Consider the following 18,240-nt stretch of genomic DNA (forward strand, 5'->3'; position numbering starts at 1 on the left):
CATAACTTTGTATATTTGAATTTTACAAGTTATCTGTTATGGAAAAATTAGCCCATGCTTCACTAGAAGATTTTTACAGGGAAATGACTGCCAAGCTGGGGAAAAGCTTGGAAGATATTTTTCCCAAAGGCCTCCACAAAGATATTGGTCACTTTAATGTATTCGACATTGCTCAAACCCTTGAAAGAGTACGGAATACTTCAGAAATGCCCTATAACAGACGGAAATATTACAAAATAAGTTTGATCAGAGGGAAAAACAGAGCCGAGTATGCCGATAAGACCGTTTCCATAGAAAGAAATGCATTGCTGTTTGCCACTCCTAAGGTTCCTTACCATTGGATTCCGGAGAATGCTCAGCAATCAGGAAGTTTTTGTGTATTTACGGAAGACTTTTTTATGAAAGAAGCCTCTTACAATACCTTGGAAAATCTGCCTATTTTTCAGCCTGGGGCGGTTCCTATATTTGAAATTGATGATGACTGGGCAGATGAAATAGAACTTCTCTTTAAAAAAATAAAAAAAGAAATAGATTCGGATTATATATTTAAATATGATCTGATCAGAAATTACGTCTGGGAGCTTATTCATTATGGACAAAAACTGCAGCCTGCTACAAAAATTTCAGTTTCAAAAGATGCGTCCATAAGAGTAGTATCTCTATTTATAGAATTGTTGGAAAGGCAGTTTCCCATTGAATCAAGGGAACAACGGTTACAACTGAGAGCTGCCAATGACTACGCTGAAAGATTATCAGTGCATGTTAATTATCTCAATAAAAGATTAAAAGAAAGCACCGGCAAAACCACTACTGAATTTATTGGTGACCGAATTATCCAGGAAGCGAAGATCCTTTTGAGACAAACCCAATGGAATATATCTGAAATCTCTTATACTCTCGGCTTTGAAGAAATAGCCCACTTTTCAAACTTTTTCAAGAGAAAAACATCGTTTACTCCTTTAGAATTCCGTGCATGATTTGAATTTTGCAAATTTCGGATTGATTCGGGTAAATGCTTTTTGCTGTAAATATTCCAACTTTGTATCACTAAAACAACCCAAAATATGGAAACAAAGACAAAAATAGCATTGGTAACCGGAGGAAACAGAGGTTTAGGTAAAAACTCGGCACTTAAGATTGCGCAAAAAGGACTTGATGTGATCATTACATATAGAAACAATGAGGAAGAAGCAGAAGCTGTTGTAGATGAAATAAAAGCTATAGGAAGGAATGCAGCAGCATTTCAGTTAGATACAAAAGACCGTAAAAGCTTTGATAATTTTATTAAAAATGTTACCCGTCACCTAGAAGAAACTACCGGTAATTCTCATATTGATTACCTGGTTAATAATGCTGGAACAGCTTTATATTCACCTATTACAGAAGTTACGGAAGACCAGATGGATGATATGGTAGACATTCATTTCAAAGGAGTGTTCTTCTTAACTCAGAAACTACTGCCTTTCATCAATGATGGTGGAGGAATTATTAATATTTCTTCAGGGCTGGCAAGGTTTGCAACACCAGGCTCTTCTGTCTATGGTTCTATAAAAGCAGGAGTGGAAATGCTTACAAAATATATGGCCAAAGAATTGGGTCCCAGAAAAATAAAAGCAAATGTAATAGCTCCCGGAGCTATTGAAACGGATTTCGGTGGCGGAAGAGTAAGAGATAATAAAGAAATCAATGATATGGTATCCGGTTCTACAGCTTTGGGTAGAGTAGGCCTTCCAGATGATATCGGTGGGGTAGTGGCTTTTCTATGTACAGATGACGCTGGCTGGATTAACGGGCAAAGAATTGAAGTTTCAGGAGGAATGTTTCTTTAATAACAATAAGAACCGGTAAAGTATGCCGGTTCTTATTTTATATAATTATTAAGTAATCGTCAATCGGATCAACAGGAACGGGTGGCTGACATTCTTTTTCCCTGCATCCCGGGCCATAATAATAACATCGGTCCCCATAGATTTTACATCTTACATCTCCTCCTCCTGTAATCATTTCCAACTCTTTCTTGGCTAGTTTTTTTCCTCTGTTTAAATTTTGTTTGTTCATGGTTTGATATTTAGTAAGTTATGTATAACGAATATACGGAAAATACCAATTGTAAATCCCGTATGAGAGAAAAATAAGTTTTGTGATTGTATCAAATTAATAGGGGTGTTGTTGTATTGCCTGTAAATAGTAACATACAAAAACAAAAGTCTATCCCTATTGGAGATAGACTTTTTTATGATGTAGAGTTTTGTTGAACTATAAAGGAGCTTTACATTCCGGTTCACCACAGAATTTCCCATATTCTTTACATTCTGTAAAGCCTTCCGGTCTGCAGATTTTCAGCCCGCCTTTGATGGTGATCAGTTGTTTCTTGTTCAATTTTCTTCCGTTAAGTTCGATATTGTTTTTCATAGTTTAGATTGTGTTAAATTGGCTGCTATTAAGGTCTGCATATTTTTTGTCCGCAATGAGGAGAAATCATAGCACAGCCATTTTCATCAACATTAGAATTGCATGGCTCCATATGAGGCAGACAGACTTTCTGAGCAGGCATACAGTCCAGCATACCTCCAGCAATAGTCTTTAATTCTTTTTTACTAAGTCTCTTCAGTAGAATATCTGTTTTCATAATCGTGATATTTGAGATGTTACTTATTGTTCAGGAATTAATCCCAAGGCTGTTGTGGCTGTCCCGGCTTACATTGATCTTCTGCACACTTAGGATGATACTGTCTGCATCTTAATGAAGCATCAAGACACATTAAAAGTCCTCCATTGATCGTGCGCAGCTCTTTTTTATTTAAATGCTTTGCTTTTGCTAATGTTTTGTTTTTCATGATTCTGATTTTTAATAAGTTAGTTATTACGAATATATGAAAAGTTTTAACATTAAATCACCTTTTGAAGAAAAAATATAAATATCGTAATTTATTACTTACTTCTGATAATGAATAAGTTCCTTGATGCCGGGCTTACAATACTTCCGGTGAACCTTACATCATTATAGTTTTGAAAGATTTTCTAAAGCTCTTTCCAGCGTTTCCTGTTTCTTGGCAAAACATAGCCGGATTACATTTTCATTCAGCTTATTTTTATAAAAAGAAGAAAATGGAACAGTGGCTACTTTATGATTAATTGTCAGTTCGCTGGCAAAATCAAAATCATTTTTATCCGAAATTTTAGAATATTTTACAGCCTGGAAGTAAGTTCCTTCACAATCCAAAAGTTCAAAAGAAGTCCCGGAAAGCCCTTTTCTCAGAAAATCTCTTTTCTCCTGAAAGAACTGATTAAGATGGATATAATGCTCGTCATTTTTCATATACTCTGCCAAAGCAAGCTGAATAGGGGTGTTTACACAGAAAACATTGAACTGGTGTACCTTTCTGAATTCATCGGTTAAAGCTTTTGGAGCTGCACAGTATCCTACCTTCCATCCCGTAACGTGAAAAAGTTTTCCGAATGAAGCCACAAGAAGACTTCTTTCTTTTAATTCAGGATATTTACAGATACTTAAATGCTGTTTTCCATCAAAAACAATATTCTCATATACTTCATCGCTCAAAATAAGAATAGAAGTTCCCTTTACCAATTGAATTAGTGCTTTAATATCCTCTTCTTGTAAGATTTTTCCGGAAGGATTGTTAGGATTATTCAGGATGATCATTTTAGTTTTGTCGCTGATCAGGTTTTTTACAGCAATCCAGTCGATTTTATAATCCGGAGCTTTCATTTCGAATCTTTTTACAATGCCTCCGAAAAGCTCAACGGTAGGTTCGTAACAATCATAAGCCGGTTCAAAAATAATCACTTCATCATCTTTCTTAATAAAAGTAGCAATAGCGGTAAATATAGCTTGAGTTCCCCCTGCAGTAACGGTAATTTCCGAATCCGGATGATAAGCAGCCTGATGGCTGTTCTCTATTTTCCTTGCTATCTCTTCCTTTAAAGCAATCATTCCTCCCAATGGTGCATACTGATTGAAGCCTTTTTTAATAAAGTGATCTACATTGTTCAGCAATTCAGGATCCGGCATGAAATCAGGAAACCCCTGAGAAAGATTAATCGCTTCATTTTCATTGGCCAGCTGTGTCATCTGACTGAAAATGGTGGTTCCTACATTGGAAAGCTTAGATAAAGGAAGGTGTATCATAAAAAACAGATTTTGTTGATACCGAATTTAATGAATTATTTAAATAAGTCATTAAAATAGTTTTAGGTTGGGAAACTCAATGGTGCAAAGAATTTATAAGAGGAACTGTTTTTAAGGTACAAGAGAATCAAAGATTCTCAGGTATACACTTTACTTTTGCCACGAATGTGCTAATGAACTGATTAGTGTATTCGTAGCTATTAAAAAATATTAATCTTTAAGATTCTGGTGTAACCTGTATAAAATCTATCCGTAATCAATTTTATCGGAGATAAAATCCTTGCGTCTTACAACCGCATGAATCCAAAAAATTGCGTCATCGCATTTTTCAACAAATTCTCTTAGAATTTTCAGCAGTAAAAAATAACTTTAAACAATTGTTTAAAAAATATAACTTTTTACTTTTAGATATGTTCGATGATGTTTACATTTGTTATGCTAAAAATAATTTTAAACCAATGATCATGAAAATTAAGAAGATTGAGTTTCCGGCAAAATCCATTTTGGCTCAAGGAAAAGAAGAGTTTGATTATGCTGACAGTTTTGTAGGTGGGCTGGTTGGTAATGGGCAGAATTTTAATATTACACAAATTGGAAAAGCCTTTTTTACAAGTGGGCCTAAATGGGGAAAAAAGATGTTTGCCTTCAGAAACAAGGTGGTGAAATTATTCGGTCTCAAAACAGGAGCAGAGACTGTTCCGGTAAAAGATTCTGATTCCTTTACCTGTGAAGTAGGGGAACGGGTAGGGATTTTCAAGGTGTTCGATAAGACCAGTAATGAGATTATTCTTGGGGAAGATGATAAACATCTGGACTTCAGAGTCTCTCTTTTGTTCGATAAAAATCAAGGAGGACAGGATGAAAATTCTTTAACGATTTCCACTGCCGTAAAATTTCATAACTGGCTGGGAGTGCTATATTTTCTGCCGGTTCGTCCATTTCATAAATTAATTGTTCCGGTTATGCTTAAAAATATAATTGGCCAGCTGGAGAGTACTAAACAATAATTGTAAAGGGTAATTGTCGGAATATAGACACTTGCCCTTTATTCTTTATCCCTTTAAGTCTACTTTTTATGATATGAATACTGATTTCAGGAAGAATGTTGATAAAAAAATGAAGACTAAAATTCGGATAATTTTGGACAATTTCGTATTTTTGTATGTTTGCTGAAATCATATATGTCACAAGAAATAAATCCAACCTACTCCGAAGAGAATATCAGAACCCTCGATTGGCAGGAACATATCCGTCTGCGTCCCGGCATGTACATCGGGAAGCTCGGTGACGGTTCATCTGCTGATGACGGTATTTACATTTTGCTTAAAGAAATCCTGGATAATTCCATTGATGAGTTCAGGATGAGATCCGGTAAAAGAATTGAAATAAAGCTGGATGACGGCAAGGTTACCATTCGTGACTTTGGTCGTGGAATTCCGCTGGGAAAAATGGTAGATGCCGTTTCCAAAATGAATACCGGAGGTAAATACGACAGTAAAGCCTTCAAAAAATCGGTCGGGCTGAACGGAGTCGGAACGAAAGCGGTAAATGCCCTTTCAGAATATTTCAAAGTACGTTCTTTCCGTGACGGGAAAATGAAAATGGCGGAATTTTCCCGCGGAATAATCACGGAAAACTTTGATGAAAAAGAAACCTCAGACAGAAATGGAACTGAAATTTCATTTATTCCGGATGGGGATATTTTCCTGCATTTCAAATATAGAAAAGAGTATATCGAAAGAATGCTCCGCAATTATGCATATCTGAATCCCGGACTGAAAATATTATTCAACGGGGAAACTTATTTTTCTGAAAACGGTCTGAAGGATCTTTTGGAAGAAGAACTGGAAAGCGATACTTTATATCCGATCGTTCATTTAAAAGGGGACGATATTGAATTGGCGATTACCCATTCCGATAAATCACAAATGGAAACCTATTTTTCATTTGTTAACGGACAGAATACAACGCAAGGGGGAACTCACCTTAATGCTTTTCGTGAAGCCTATGTGAAAACGATCCGTGAATTCTTTAATAAAAACTTTGATGCTTCCGATATCAGAAAATCAATCATTGCAGCGATTTCTATCAATGTGGAAGAACCTGTTTTTGAATCTCAGACCAAAACAAAGCTGGGATCTAATGATATGGGACCGAATGGCCCTACTGTAAGGACTTTTATTATTGATTTTCTGAAAAGCAAACTGGATAATTTCTTACACAAGAATCCTGAAATTGCAGAAGCAATCCAGAGAAAAATTCTGATCTCTGAAAGAGAGAGAAAAGAACTTTCCGGAATCCAGAAACTGGCAAGAGAAAGAGCTAAAAAAGTTTCTCTTCACAATAAAAAACTTCGTGACTGCAGACAGCATTACAACGACCAAAAAGCTGAAAGAAAAGGAGATACACAGATCTTTATCACCGAGGGAGATTCTGCATCCGGATCGATCACGAAATCGAGAGACGTAGAAACTCAGGCGGTATTCTCACTAAAAGGGAAGCCTCTGAATTGCTATGGACTAACGAAGAAAGTGGTGTATGAGAATGAAGAATTCAATCTTCTTCAGGCTGCTTTAAATATTGAAGAAAGTTTGGAAGACCTGAGATACAATCAGGTAATTATTGCAACTGATGCCGATGTCGATGGAATGCACATCCGTCTGTTGATGATTACATTCTTTCTGCAATTTTTTCCAGATCTGATTAAAAATAACCACCTCTATATTCTTCAGACCCCATTATTCAGGGTTAGAAATAAAAAAGAAACAAGATACTGCTATTCAGAAGCAGAAAGAGTAAAAGCTTTGAATGATCTTGGAAAAAATCCTGAAATTACCCGATTCAAAGGGTTGGGAGAGATTTCTCCGGATGAATTTAAGCATTTCATAGGTAAAGATATCCGTTTAGAACCGGTGGTAATTGGAAAAGACCAGACCATAGACCAGCTACTGGAGTTTTATATGGGTAAAAATACACCGGACAGACAGACTTTCATTCTTGAGAACCTGGTAGTGGAAGACGATTCGGATATTGATAAAAAAACCATTCTTGATGAAGTAAATAGCTAAAGCTAATGAACACCGCATAAGAATCACAATGAGATTAAGTAACCGTAGTAAAACATCATTTTATAACTTTATAAATACACTGCTAATTATGATGGTAGTGTTTGGAATAATAGGATTTTTAGCCAATGATTATAGGTTTCATGCATTAGGTAATGAAAGTTATCTGATGGTTATCATTCCTGTATTGTTGCTGATATTTTTTTTTCTGAATGGAAGACAGATTTTTGAATATGACAGTGACGGAGAAGCACTGCATTTTAAGAACAGGAATATCATTCCCTTTTTAAGCAAGGCTCTTCATGATGAATTTCCAAAGTATAAACTGATAAAATATGACGTAGTAAGTATTTTCTTCATCAAAAGACTATACATTACCGTCTCAAGTAAGAATAATGGATCTACTATTCTGAAGTACCAGATCTCTTATTTGACCAGAAAAGAAGTAAACGATTTAAAACTCTCTCTGAATAAAGTGGTAAAAACCAATAAAGAGAAAAAAGATTAATATAACAGATGACGACAGAAGAATATTCGCATGAGGGTGAAAGCTTAAAGAAGGTTTCCGGTCTTTACAAAGACTGGTTTCTGGATTATGCTTCCTATGTAATTTTGGATAGGGCCATTCCTTCGATATTTGACGGGCTTAAGCCTGTTCAGCGAAGAATTATGCACTCTATGCGGGAACTGGAAGATGGCCGTTACAATAAGGTGGCCAACATCGTGGGAAATACCATGAAATATCACCCTCACGGTGATGCTTCCATTACAGATGCCATGGTGCAGGTTGGGCAGAAAGAACTACTGATTGATACTCAGGGAAACTGGGGGAACATCTATACTGGAGATTCTGCAGCAGCAGCGAGGTATATTGAAGCCAGACTGACCCCTTTTGCCCTGGAAGTAGTCTTTAACCCTAAAACTACGGAATGGACAAAATCCTATGATGGTAGAAATAACGAGCCAATAGACCTTCCTGTAAAATTTCCTTTGCTTCTTGCTCAGGGAGTGGAAGGAATTGGAGTTGGACTTTCCACCAAGATCCTTCCGCATAACTTCAACGAACTTATCAATGCATCTGTTGCCCATTTAAAAGGTAAGAAATTTGAGATTTACCCGGATTTTTTAACCGCTGGTTATCTTGATGTATCAGAATATAATGACGGTCACCGAGGAGGAAAAGTAAGAGCCAGAGCTAAAATCACCCAGACGGATAAACATATGCTGGTGATCTCTGAACTTCCTTATTCCAAAACAACGAGTGACCTGATCGATTCTATCTTAAAAGCCAATGAGAAAGGAAAGATCAAGATTAAGAAAATTGAAGACAATACATCCGATAAAGTTGAAATCCTGATTCATATTCATAATGATGTGTCTCCGGATAAGACAATTGATGCGCTGTATGCCTTTACAGACTGTCAGGTAACGATTTCTCCGAATGCCTGTGTGATTGTAGGTGATAAACCAATGTTCATGAATGTTTCCGATATTCTGAAAACGAATACCGATCATACGGTTTCATTGCTTAAAAAAGAGCTTGAAATAGAACTTCATGAGCTTCAGGAAAGCTGGCATTTCTCCTCACTGGAAAGAATCTTCATCGAAAACAGGATTTACCACGATATTGAAGAGGTGAAGAGCTGGGAAGATGTTTTAAAAACTATTGATATAGGATTAAAACCTCATACCAAACATCTTTTAAGAGCGGTAACGGAAGAAGATATTTTAAAATTAACAGAGATCAGGATCAAGAGAATTTCAAGATTCGATTTAGATAAATTTAAAGAAAATATAGCTGCTCTGGAAGGTAAAATTGAGCAGGTAAAGCACCATCTTGCCAACCTGATTACATATGCTATCGATTACTATCTGAATATCCAGAAGAAATACGGAAAAGATAAGCAGAGAAAAACAGAACTTAGAATCTTTGATACCATTGATGCAACGAAAGTAGCTGTAGCCAATGAGAAGTTCTATGCCAATTTTGAAGAAGGCTTCATCGGAACCTCACTGAAGAAAGATCAGTACCTTTTTGATTGTTCAGATATAGATGATATCATTATTTTCAGAAAAGACGGTAGCATGAAAGTCGTAAAAGTGGAGGCTAAAACCTTTGTTGGAAAAGACATTCTTCATGTTGCCATATGGAAGAAAAATGATAAGAGAACAGTCTACAACATGATCTACCGTGAAGGTAGGGAAGGACCTTATTATATGAAACGTTTTTCTGTGACGGGAGTAACCCGAAATACAGATTATCCGCTGGCTTCAGACAAAAAAGGTTCAGAAACATTATATTTTTCAGCAAATCCTAATGGTGAAGCGGAAACCGTTACTGTTCTTTTAAAACCAAATCCGAGAATCAGAAAGAATAAAATGGAGATCAATTTCTCTGATCTGGCAATTAAAGGACGTGATTCCAAAGGGAATCTGGTAACCAAATATGCAGTGAAGAAAGTAGATCTTAAAGAAGAAGGTGTTTCTACACTGGCCCCAAGAAGAATCTGGTTTGATGATACAGTAAGAAGACTGAATGCTGATGCAAGAGGTAGTTTGCTGGGGAGTTTCAAAGGTGATGATAAAATTTTAACCATCAATACCAATGGAGAAGTAAAGCTTGTTTCGTTTGATCTTGGGAACCGTTTCGATGACGAATATCTGGTATTGGAAAAATGGAGACCTGCACAGCCAATTACGTGTATCTACTATGATGGGGAAAAGGACATTTATTTCATCAAGAGATTCCTACTGGAAAATACTGTTAACGTACAGACCTTTATGCCATCTGAACATCCTAAGTCATTTATAGAGAATGTAATTGTGGCTAATGATGCAACAGCAGAAATTATTTTCACAAAAGATAAAGGCAAAGAACGTGATGCGGAAACCATTAATATTGATGAATTCATTACCGTAAAAGGAATAAAAGCAATTGGTAACCAGTTTACTAAATTTAAAGTAAAAGCAATCAATATCACTATTCCTGAACCTGTAGAAGAAGAACCTGAAATCTATGAAGAACCGGAATCCATGGGAGATATGGATGAAGATGGCGGTATTATAGGAGATCTGTTTGAGGCAGATGGAGAAATAGAAACAGAATAAGCCCTATAAAGCTTATAATAAAGAATATAATAAAAACATCAGATGGATATAGTTGTTTTGATCATTATTGCAGTTACCTGTATATTTAGTTATGTGGGATTCAATAATACAGGGCTATTTGAAAAATATAAATTCAATGTTGGAGCGATTGCCAACCGTAAAGAATATATAAGGCTGATCAGTTCTGCATTTTTGCATGCAGACTTTATGCACCTGTTTTTCAATATGCTTTCCCTATACTTCTTTCAGGGAGTGGTGGTGCATTTCTTTGGAGAAATAGGATTTTTGATTATCTATTTTGGGTCGATGATTCTTGGAAACTTATTCAGTTTACAGATTTATCAGAAACAGCCTTGGTATTCCGCGATCGGAGCTTCCGGAGCTGTTTCGGGAATCATTTTTGCTTCCATAGCTATGGCCCCAAATGAGATCAGCGTGAATTTCTTACCGGGATGGCTGTTCGGAACACTGTATTTCGGATATTCCGTATACATGATGCTGAATCCTAAGCAATGGGATAACCTGGGGCACGCAGCTCACCTTGGAGGTGCTTTCTTCGGACTTGTTTATTCTATTGTACTGCATCCGCAGCTGGCGATGAGCAACATACTTTTCCTGGGAGTGATGTCACTTCCGCTGATTTATCTGGGCTATCAGATTTTCGTCAGGAAACGAATAGGATAAAAGATTATTTTTAATTTAAAATATCAAAACCAATGAACACATCAGAATTCAATAGTTTCATCGTGATACTTATCTATGGTTCATTGGTTTTGCTATCTCTGCTGAAGATTGCAAACCCTTTAAAAGTTAACCGGAAAGCCAATTTCTGTTTTGGAATCTTTCTTTTTCTTTGGTCTACCTTCTGGATGGATGAAGTGCTTTTCCTGATAACCGGCTCAGCAATAGAGTTCCATTCCCTTTTTTTGGTAAGGTTTGTACAATATCTGACGCCTGTCTTTTTTTACTTTAGTGTATTATTTTATACCAATCCTTCTTTTACATTTAGAATAACAGATTTAAAATTTCTGTTGTTTCCGGCGGCATTCATGATGTGTCTTGTACTGACAGGTCTGGGATATACCAAGCCTTTCGAGTTTCTGAGCATTATCCTGATTATGGTTCAGGCATTGTTTTATACTGTAATCTCTTATATCACCATCAGAAAACATCAGCGGAAAATCCAGCAGTTTTCTTCCAATACAGAAGGAATCAATTTAAACTGGCTGGAATATATTATCCTGGTGATTCTTGTTGTAAACATCATCTATGTGGTTTACAATCTGTTTTATGATCCCAAGTCTTTAAATTTCTTTATCAATGCCATATTTCTGGTGGTTATTTATTGTGTCGGTTACTATTCTTTAAAACAGAAAGAGATCTATCCTCTGGAAGAAAAACAACGTGAAGAATTGATCTCGATAGATGATAATCCTGATTCAGAAGAAGTGAAAAAGAAGCTGATCTCTGATGAAGAGCTGGTAAGGATCAAAACGAAGCTTGGAAATATTATGGAAACCCGGAAACCTTATCTGGATAGTGAACTGAATCTCATTAAGCTGGCAGAGATCTTATCCGTTTCTACCCATCAGTTGTCATATGTGATTAATACAGGTTTTCAAAAGAATTTTTTCAAGTACGTGAATGAGTTCAGGGTTGAGTATGCCCAAAGCCTTCTTAAAGATTTGAACAGCAAGTTATCCATTCTGGGAATTGCTTATGAATCAGGTTTCAATTCCAAGACTTCTTTTAATACCACCTTTAAAAAAATAACAGGTCAGACTCCTTCTGAGTTTAAAAATAGGTTCTGATTTATAAACTTTCACCTTGTTTATAAGTTTAATTGCTTGATTTTTAATTGTTTGTGAATATTTTGTCTTTTCATTAAAAATAGGTTCGTTCAGATAATCCTGAACATTAAAAGACCGCTTCTGTGATAGTTTTGTATCATAAAATTTAATCTTATGGATACCAAAGAATCATACGCTGTGGTTACAGGAGCAAGTCAGGGATTGGGAAAAGCTTTTGCAGAACATCTGGCCAGGAAAAAGATCAATGTCATTCTGGTGAGCTTGCCCAATCAGAATTTAAATGAACTTGCCCTTACTCTTGAAGAAAAGCACTCTATAAAGGCTTATTATTACGAAGTGGACCTGTCTGTCAATGAAAATGTAATGAAGCTTACAGAATGGCTTAATTCATCTTTTAATATTCATATTCTGATCAATAATGCTGGACTTGGCGGTACCAGAAAGTTTACCGAAGCAACTTCTGAGTATATCAATACCATTTTGCAGGTGAATGTAACGGCAACATCCCTTATTACCCATCAGCTGCTTCCTAATCTATTGAAGCAGCCCAATGCCTATATTCTGAATGTTTCAAGCATGGCTGCATTTTCTCCGATAGGCTTTAAAACAGTATATCCTGCCTCCAAAAGCTTTATCCATTCCTTTTCCAGAGGATTGCATGAAGAACTAAAAGATACCAATGTTTTTGTAAGTGTAGTGAATCCCGGTGCTATGAAAACCAATGCTGATGTCTGTAAAAGAATAGAAAAACAAGGTTTCTTTGGCAGGCTGACGCTTTTAAATCCGGATAAAGTAGCAGCCAGGTGCATTCAGCAGCTATTAAAAAAAGACTCCGTAATTATGGTGAACCCAATCAGCTGGCTGATGATGAAGATTCTTCCGATTTGGATAAAACTCCCCCTGATGACCCGGGCGATTAAAAGAGAGATTGAAGCATGAAAAAAGTTTTTGTAACCGGAGCTACCGGGCTTCTGGGAACCAATGTCATCATTAAATTATTACAAAATGGTTATTCTGTTATTGCTCTGGTGCGCCAGAAAAGCAAATATCTGGGTGAAAAAACTGAAAACCTGAAACTGGTTGAAGGAGAACTTTCATCTGATCTTTCCTCGTTCTTTAAAGATGTTGACTGCATCATTCACATCGCTGCAGAAACGAATCAGAACCTGATCCGTTACGAAAATTATAAAAAAATAAACTATGATATTACTATAAATCTCTTCTCTCAGGCGGAAACCTGTGGCGTACAGAGGTTCCTGTTTGTAAGTTCAGCCAATACAATCGGATATGGAAGCAAGGAAAAGCCGGGAAGTGAAGATGAAAATCAGAAATACCCTTTTACAGATTCTTTCTATGCTCAAAGTAAATTAAATGCTGAAAATTATCTTTTAGAGAATCGTAGAAATACAGAAGTTGTCATTCTGAATCCTGCTTTCATGATCGGAGCTTATGATGTAAAACCAAGTTCAGGGAAATTAATTTTCTGGGCCTGGAAAAAGAAGATGATTTTTTATCCGAAAGGAGGTAAGAATTTTGTGCACGCTGAAGATGCAGCCGATGGCGTTATTTTGGCTATTGAAAAGGGAAAAGATAAGGAAAGATATCTTTTAGCGAATGAAAACCTGAGCTATAAAGATTTTTTTAGAAAGATCAATAGAATAACAGAGCAAAAACCCATAATGATCCCTATTCCTAATATCATTTTATCTATTTTAGGATGGATAGGAGATAGGTTGCGGATGTTTAATGTGAGCACAGCGCTAAGCACTTACAATATGAAAGCTTTGCAAATCAAGAATTATTATTCCAATCAAAAATCAGTAAAAGATCTGGAAATTCAATATCAGCCGATAGATAAAGCGATAGAAGATGCTGTTGACTATTTTAAATCTAAAGAAATGAAGAGTTGATTTCATACAGCATATTCCCACTGAGTATATCTTTTGTGATGATGCCATAGGTTTCAAACTATTCATCCATAATATAAAAAAACCGACAAAAGTCGGTTTTTAAATTTTAGGGTGTTGTCTGCTATGGATTGATTTGTATTTTTTGAGTGACATTCTTATTGGAAATCACACAAGCTTTACTACAATTGTTAGTATTGGAAATATTAACTTGTATTAATCCTGGCATGGATCGATAGTCTTCCTGATTATAAGGGACTTCAGAGCCATTCCTTCCGCCGCCTTTGATGTCATATCTTATTTTGGCTACTCCGGTAAATCCGTTAGCCGGTTTAAATGCTAATTTTCCGGTTGCCGGATAATAGGTCCATGTTCCTTCGCTATTGGTATAGATACCTCCGGTTATATTAGGAATAACGGTACCATTGATATCTAAAAACCGGAATGAATTGAAGTCAATATTATCATAAGAAGCAACAGGTGGATTTTGACCGGTTCTTGAAGTATAAGCTGCATCATTCAGCAGGGGAGAGTAGGTAGATTTTATTCCCGGACATCCTGCAAACAGATCATCGGTAACTTCAGCGGCATAAGGCTTGGTAACTCCCAGATTTTTCAGCAAATGTATATTTTTGGCATCACCGGTGGAAGCCGCAAATCCAATTCTGAAAGTGGAAGGAGGTGAAGTATCCAGCGTTCTTACCTGATTGTTTTGCATCGCATTCTCTGTATATTTTAAAGATGTAGGATAATAATAGCTGTCAATAACCTTTTCCTTGACGTTGCCATGCTGAATCTCTAACGTAATATTATAGCCTCCTGCAGGATTAGGAACTAGAGTGACATATACCTTACGGAATCTGGCGTCAGAATCATTCTGGGGAATTGAATTCCCCCCGTTTTCCATAGTAAACTGGCTAAAAGTTGAGTTTTTAATAGCAATATGCTTTCCGGTCTGAGTATTTAGGGATACTGAACGGTTGCTGCTTGAAGGAGAAGCATTGGTTGCCGTACTGTAAAGCAGCGGATAGCCATTGTATCCGGCAGGTTCAGAAGATGAAAGATACTGATTCCCGCGTTTGCCTCTTAAAGTTACATTATTCCGGGCATCAGCTATAGATACATCGGTAAGTCCGTTTCTGGTTCTGTCCCCTTGACTAAATCTGGTTTTAAAGTTTCCGAATTCATCGAGACCGATTCCCAGATATGCGCCTCTCAAACCTTCCAGATTTCCTCCTTGTCTTGGATTTCTCATCACAAAAGTATAGCCTAATCCTCCACCAAAATAGCCGAGATTAAGCTGATCTTTGGGAATGGATCCATCTACCAAAAATATGGAGATTCCGTCACCTCCGTTGGAATTTCCACCATAGATAACATATTCAAATTCGAATTTAATTCCCTGATCACTGGTAAATTTTTTGTCCGCAAGGATAACGCCACCGGATATATTATTCACATTCCGGGTTAGCCTTAGCCCTTCCGTAGTAAAAGTTGCATCATTTTGAACTCCGCTTGTTGCTACCTTATAGGCTTCCTGAGGTTGTAGCCCCTGGGTGAAATTAACAAAATAAGGATAGCCTGTGCCTTGTTGATTTTGAGCTGTAATGTGTTGTGAAAAAATAAACAAGGACGCAATAAACAGAATTTTTTGAAAATGTAAGATTAAATTATTTCTGTTCATAACTCCATTATTTTACAACAAAAACAATATTAATAAATGAACAGTCTGTAGCCGCAGCTCTCACATCATATGTCATAACTCCGGAATCAGAAATAGAAATATTTCTGAATACATTAGGGTCAGCATCCGTTACATAATAATAAAGATCTTTACTTGACGGGAAGAATGGAATAGAAGCAGGAGCACTTGTGCTTTTTGCTTTTGGAGTACCAAATTGATTCTTATATAAGGTATATAAATCTTTGGTTTGAGCAGTAGCATTTTGAGAAGTATCAAAAGATACGCTAGGCATATAAAACATTTTTACAGCGTTCCCACTGATGCATAGCCAATCTGGGCTGGAAGGAGTTCCGATATTTTGACTTAAACACTTTTTATCAGTGTCATAGATAAGAAGAGAATTGGCAGGATTGGGGATTGCATCCCTTTTAGCTGTCGTAAGCCTTGGAATCAGCATTCCTTTATTTTGACTGTAAACATCTAAGGCTGCGCTTGCATCCGGATCGGGTGTGTTAATCCCAATCTGTGCATAAGCAAATGAACTCATTAAAAATAAAATAATTGATACGAAATAATTTTTCATGTAAGTGTATTTATGATACGTTAATTTGTTTGTTTTTAGTGTTAATACTCTCTTTAAATGTGTTTTTATGGTTGTGTTTTTGTAAAAGACAATGGTATTAGACTTTTTAGATAGTTTCGGCTATAGCAGAAAAATATGTATCACAATCCTGTTGGATTGATACTTCATTGAATAAACCTGTATATGGAAACTTCTTCCAATAAGATCAATAACAGACATAATAAATACATACCTCATAGCTGAGGATGATTTTTTATTCTGCAAAGAGAATTCAAAAATAAGATGAGTTAAATAGCCGTGATATGTTTAATGGCTACTAAAAAAGTATAATTCATAATCCTTTTGTGTTTAGTGCAAATATATAAATAATTCATTTTATTTGCCTATTTTATGGTGATTAAATTTTATTTTGTTTAATTTTTAAATTAAAATTTAATTTTTAGTTATTAATTTTATACATAAAACAATTTTTATAGATTATTTTTGTACAGCTTGGTTTAGGGAATTGATTGGTTTTCAATGGATGGGGTGAAAAACAAACCCCGTAAGTAGTCTTACAGGGAATCTTATAGTATAGTAGAAGTGTTATTACTCAATTAATTGTTTAATAGGGTTTTCGGCGAAAATAAGAGCTTTTTATTCCTATTAATAAGTGTTTTTCCTAATTTTTGTTATTTTGAAAAATGTTCAAAAGCTTCTTCAAGTTTTGAAACAAAGTTGATGTGCCGGGTCTTATTACTTTCAAAGATAAAATCTTGCAGACTTTTGCTTTCATACTTACTAAAATCCCCAACAATAGCCAATGCGATCCGGTAATTCGAGAATTTTTGTAGAATTTCTCCTGCAATTTTGGTTTTCAGGTCAAAAAAATCGGGAGTGATGTCCTTTTCGTAAATAATTACTTTATCAAATCCCTGATAGTAAATGTTTCCCATAAGATCCAATCCGTCTTCTGCAGACTGAATGATTATCTGGTCTGAAGTTACTTCTGCAATTTGGATGTTTCCGATATTGTGTGGCTTGATGACCATGATTTCTGTGATGTATGGTTATATTTTATGGTATAAAATTACTATTTTCTTCCATAAATGAACCTGTCATTTTCTGATAAGTCTTTTAATAACTGTGCATCAGAGAAGTCTTTATATAATTCCAGGGTTTCAGGTCCCAGCTTTTGATTGATCTCCAGAAACAGGAGACCATTATTTTTCAGATGCTCTTTTGCATCTTCAGCAATCTTTCTGTAAAAGATCAGGGCATCAGAAGTGGGAGAGAATAGGGCCATTACAGGTTCAAAACCTTTCACCGAATCAGCAATCTCAGTTTCTTCTTCAATACCTATATAGGGCGGGTTTGAGATTATAATATCATATTCTTCAGTCAGCTGAATATTCAGATAATCCGCATGAATGAATGTAACATTCAGCTGATGATAGGCTGCATTCCGCTTTGCTGTTTCCAGGGCTTTTTCAGAAAAATCCATTGAAGATACTTCAGTTTCAGGGAAATGCTTTTTTAAAACCAAAGGAATTATGCCGCTTCCGGTTCCGATATCCAGAATCTTTACAACATGGGCTGCAGATGGTAAGTTTTGATACTTTTTAATCTCCCGTATTGCTATTTCAAGCAATTCTTCTGTTTCCGGGCGGGGAATCAGTACATTTTCATCTACAAAGAATTTCATTCCGTAAAATTCCGTTTCCCCTAAAATCTGCAAATAAGGCTTTCCTGTTTTTAATTCTGAAATAATATGACCTAATTTTTCTTCATTCTCTGAAGATATTTCCTGATCTGCTGACTGGCGTTGCTGAATTGCATTTAATCCTAAGAGATGTTCTGCAAAAATCTGAAAGATAAATGCATTTTCCGATTCTGTATAAGTTTCTGAAAGATGTGTTGAAAAACTTTTTTTAAGTTCTGCTAATGTCATGG

General features: G+C 36.1%; 19 protein-coding genes. 10 read left to right on the forward strand and 9 right to left on the reverse strand.

Annotated features, from left to right (window positions below; genetic code table 11):
- Nucleotides 1–38: 38 nt before the first annotated feature.
- Both DRF65_RS15155 and DRF65_RS15160 read left to right on the forward strand, forming a co-directional pair.
- On the forward strand, nt 39–977 hold the full coding sequence (locus DRF65_RS15155; RefSeq protein ID WP_115971606.1) for a helix-turn-helix domain-containing protein: 939 nt from the start codon (nt 39–41) through the stop codon (nt 975–977).
- A gap of 87 nt (nt 978–1,064) precedes the next feature.
- Nucleotides 1,065–1,829 (forward strand): SDR family NAD(P)-dependent oxidoreductase, encoded by a 765-nt coding sequence (locus DRF65_RS15160; protein ID WP_115971607.1) that lies wholly within the window; start codon nt 1,065–1,067, stop codon nt 1,827–1,829.
- A 37-nt stretch (nt 1,830–1,866) separates the two neighbouring features.
- Here DRF65_RS15160 and DRF65_RS15165 read toward each other — a convergent pair whose 3' ends face one another.
- From DRF65_RS15165 to DRF65_RS15175, 5 genes are all read right to left on the reverse strand, one after another.
- Complete coding sequence (locus DRF65_RS15165; RefSeq protein ID WP_115971608.1) at nt 1,867–2,058, reverse strand: hypothetical protein; 192 nt, start codon at nt 2,056–2,058, stop codon at nt 1,867–1,869.
- A gap of 198 nt (nt 2,059–2,256) precedes the next feature.
- A complete protein-coding gene (locus tag DRF65_RS28470; protein ID WP_165852236.1) occupies nt 2,257–2,412 on the reverse strand; it encodes a hypothetical protein in 156 nt (51 codons plus the stop codon).
- Nucleotides 2,413–2,440: 28 nt separating this feature from the next.
- Nucleotides 2,441–2,629: a bacteriocin gene (locus DRF65_RS15170; protein WP_115971609.1), complete on the reverse strand. Its 189-nt coding sequence runs from the start codon at nt 2,627–2,629 to the stop codon at nt 2,441–2,443.
- A gap of 37 nt (nt 2,630–2,666) precedes the next feature.
- Entirely contained in the window at nt 2,667–2,837 is a 171-nt protein-coding gene (locus DRF65_RS28475; RefSeq protein WP_165852237.1) for a hypothetical protein, read from the reverse strand.
- Nucleotides 2,838–3,001: 164 nt separating this feature from the next.
- Entirely contained in the window at nt 3,002–4,150 is a 1,149-nt protein-coding gene (locus DRF65_RS15175) for a methionine aminotransferase (RefSeq protein WP_115971610.1), read from the reverse strand.
- A gap of 464 nt (nt 4,151–4,614) precedes the next feature.
- Between DRF65_RS15175 and DRF65_RS15180 the strand changes: the two genes are divergently transcribed.
- From DRF65_RS15180 to DRF65_RS15220, 8 genes are all read left to right on the forward strand, one after another.
- Complete coding sequence (locus DRF65_RS15180; protein ID WP_115971675.1) at nt 4,615–5,157, forward strand: DUF2867 domain-containing protein; 543 nt, start codon at nt 4,615–4,617, stop codon at nt 5,155–5,157.
- Nucleotides 5,158–5,331: 174 nt separating this feature from the next.
- Nucleotides 5,332–7,218: a DNA topoisomerase IV subunit B gene (locus DRF65_RS15190; protein WP_115971612.1), complete on the forward strand. Its 1,887-nt coding sequence runs from the start codon at nt 5,332–5,334 to the stop codon at nt 7,216–7,218.
- 88 nt (nt 7,219–7,306) lie between these two features.
- Nucleotides 7,307–7,723, forward strand: a complete 417-nt coding sequence (locus DRF65_RS15195; RefSeq protein ID WP_228438737.1) for a hypothetical protein — start codon at nt 7,307–7,309, stop codon at nt 7,721–7,723.
- Between the two features lie 8 nt (nt 7,724–7,731).
- Complete coding sequence (locus DRF65_RS15200) at nt 7,732–10,323, forward strand: DNA gyrase/topoisomerase IV subunit A (RefSeq protein WP_115971614.1); 2,592 nt, start codon at nt 7,732–7,734, stop codon at nt 10,321–10,323.
- A gap of 42 nt (nt 10,324–10,365) precedes the next feature.
- On the forward strand, nt 10,366–11,007 hold the full coding sequence (locus DRF65_RS15205) for a rhomboid family intramembrane serine protease (protein WP_115971615.1): 642 nt from the start codon (nt 10,366–10,368) through the stop codon (nt 11,005–11,007).
- A 32-nt stretch (nt 11,008–11,039) separates the two neighbouring features.
- Nucleotides 11,040–12,134, forward strand: coding sequence for a helix-turn-helix domain-containing protein (locus DRF65_RS15210; RefSeq protein ID WP_115971616.1), 1,095 nt, complete (start codon nt 11,040–11,042; stop codon nt 12,132–12,134).
- Between the two features lie 153 nt (nt 12,135–12,287).
- Nucleotides 12,288–13,073, forward strand: a complete 786-nt coding sequence (locus tag DRF65_RS15215) for an SDR family NAD(P)-dependent oxidoreductase (protein WP_115971617.1) — start codon at nt 12,288–12,290, stop codon at nt 13,071–13,073.
- Nucleotides 13,070–14,044 carry an NAD-dependent epimerase/dehydratase family protein gene (locus tag DRF65_RS15220; RefSeq protein ID WP_115971618.1) on the forward strand — a complete coding sequence of 325 codons (975 nt, stop codon included), beginning with the start codon at nt 13,070–13,072 and terminating at the stop codon, nt 14,042–14,044. The genes DRF65_RS15215 and DRF65_RS15220 overlap by 4 nt, the downstream gene beginning before the upstream one ends.
- A 121-nt stretch (nt 14,045–14,165) precedes the next feature.
- Here the strand turns inward: DRF65_RS15220 and DRF65_RS15225 are convergent, their stop codons facing one another.
- From DRF65_RS15225 to prmC, 4 genes are all read right to left on the reverse strand, one after another.
- A complete protein-coding gene (locus DRF65_RS15225) occupies nt 14,166–15,725 on the reverse strand; it encodes an L-type lectin family protein (protein ID WP_228438739.1) in 1,560 nt (519 codons plus the stop codon).
- A 7-nt stretch (nt 15,726–15,732) separates the two neighbouring features.
- Nucleotides 15,733–16,308 carry a hypothetical protein gene (locus tag DRF65_RS15230; protein WP_115971619.1) on the reverse strand — a complete coding sequence of 192 codons (576 nt, stop codon included), beginning with the start codon at nt 16,306–16,308 and terminating at the stop codon, nt 15,733–15,735.
- Between the two features lie 671 nt (nt 16,309–16,979).
- Nucleotides 16,980–17,339 (reverse strand): DUF4180 domain-containing protein, encoded by a 360-nt coding sequence (locus tag DRF65_RS15235; RefSeq protein WP_115971620.1) that lies wholly within the window; start codon nt 17,337–17,339, stop codon nt 16,980–16,982.
- Nucleotides 17,340–17,380: 41 nt separating this feature from the next.
- The gene (gene prmC, locus DRF65_RS15240) at nt 17,381–18,238 is read right to left on the reverse strand and encodes a peptide chain release factor N(5)-glutamine methyltransferase (protein ID WP_115971621.1); all 858 of its coding nucleotides are present in this window, start codon (nt 18,236–18,238) and stop codon (nt 17,381–17,383) included.
- Between the last annotated feature and the right edge of the window lie 2 nt (nt 18,239–18,240).

The organism is Chryseobacterium pennae (assembly GCF_003385515.1).
GTDB lineage: Bacteria > Bacteroidota > Bacteroidia > Flavobacteriales > Weeksellaceae > Chryseobacterium > Chryseobacterium pennae.

Bases quoted from the DNA above. Each gene is read 5' to 3' on its own strand.
- DRF65_RS15180 (WP_115971675.1), top strand. From the start codon at position 4,615: ATGAAAATTAAGAAGATTGAGTTTCCGGCAAAATCCATTTTGGCTCAA.
- DRF65_RS15175 (WP_115971610.1), bottom strand. From the start codon at position 4,150: ATGATACACCTTCCTTTATCTAAGCTTTCCAATGTAGGAACCACCATT.
- DRF65_RS15155 (WP_115971606.1), top strand. From the start codon at position 39: ATGGAAAAATTAGCCCATGCTTCACTAGAAGATTTTTACAGGGAAATG.
- DRF65_RS15170 (WP_115971609.1), bottom strand. From the start codon at position 2,629: ATGAAAACAGATATTCTACTGAAGAGACTTAGTAAAAAAGAATTAAAG.
- DRF65_RS15215 (WP_115971617.1), top strand. From the start codon at position 12,288: ATGGATACCAAAGAATCATACGCTGTGGTTACAGGAGCAAGTCAGGGA.
- DRF65_RS15195 (WP_228438737.1), top strand. From the start codon at position 7,307: ATGATGGTAGTGTTTGGAATAATAGGATTTTTAGCCAATGATTATAGG.
- DRF65_RS28475 (WP_165852237.1), bottom strand. From the start codon at position 2,837: ATGAAAAACAAAACATTAGCAAAAGCAAAGCATTTAAATAAAAAAGAG.
- DRF65_RS15220 (WP_115971618.1), top strand. From the start codon at position 13,070: ATGAAAAAAGTTTTTGTAACCGGAGCTACCGGGCTTCTGGGAACCAAT.
- DRF65_RS15225 (WP_228438739.1), bottom strand. From the start codon at position 15,725: ATGAACAGAAATAATTTAATCTTACATTTTCAAAAAATTCTGTTTATT.
- prmC (WP_115971621.1), bottom strand. From the start codon at position 18,238: ATGACATTAGCAGAACTTAAAAAAAGTTTTTCAACACATCTTTCAGAA.
- DRF65_RS15160 (WP_115971607.1), top strand. From the start codon at position 1,065: ATGGAAACAAAGACAAAAATAGCATTGGTAACCGGAGGAAACAGAGGT.
- DRF65_RS15205 (WP_115971615.1), top strand. From the start codon at position 10,366: ATGGATATAGTTGTTTTGATCATTATTGCAGTTACCTGTATATTTAGT.
- DRF65_RS15210 (WP_115971616.1), top strand. From the start codon at position 11,040: ATGAACACATCAGAATTCAATAGTTTCATCGTGATACTTATCTATGGT.
- DRF65_RS28470 (WP_165852236.1), bottom strand. From the start codon at position 2,412: ATGAAAAACAATATCGAACTTAACGGAAGAAAATTGAACAAGAAACAA.
- DRF65_RS15165 (WP_115971608.1), bottom strand. From the start codon at position 2,058: ATGAACAAACAAAATTTAAACAGAGGAAAAAAACTAGCCAAGAAAGAG.
- DRF65_RS15230 (WP_115971619.1), bottom strand. From the start codon at position 16,308: ATGAAAAATTATTTCGTATCAATTATTTTATTTTTAATGAGTTCATTT.
- DRF65_RS15200 (WP_115971614.1), top strand. From the start codon at position 7,732: ATGACGACAGAAGAATATTCGCATGAGGGTGAAAGCTTAAAGAAGGTT.
- DRF65_RS15235 (WP_115971620.1), bottom strand. From the start codon at position 17,339: ATGGTCATCAAGCCACACAATATCGGAAACATCCAAATTGCAGAAGTA.
- DRF65_RS15190 (WP_115971612.1), top strand. From the start codon at position 5,332: ATGTCACAAGAAATAAATCCAACCTACTCCGAAGAGAATATCAGAACC.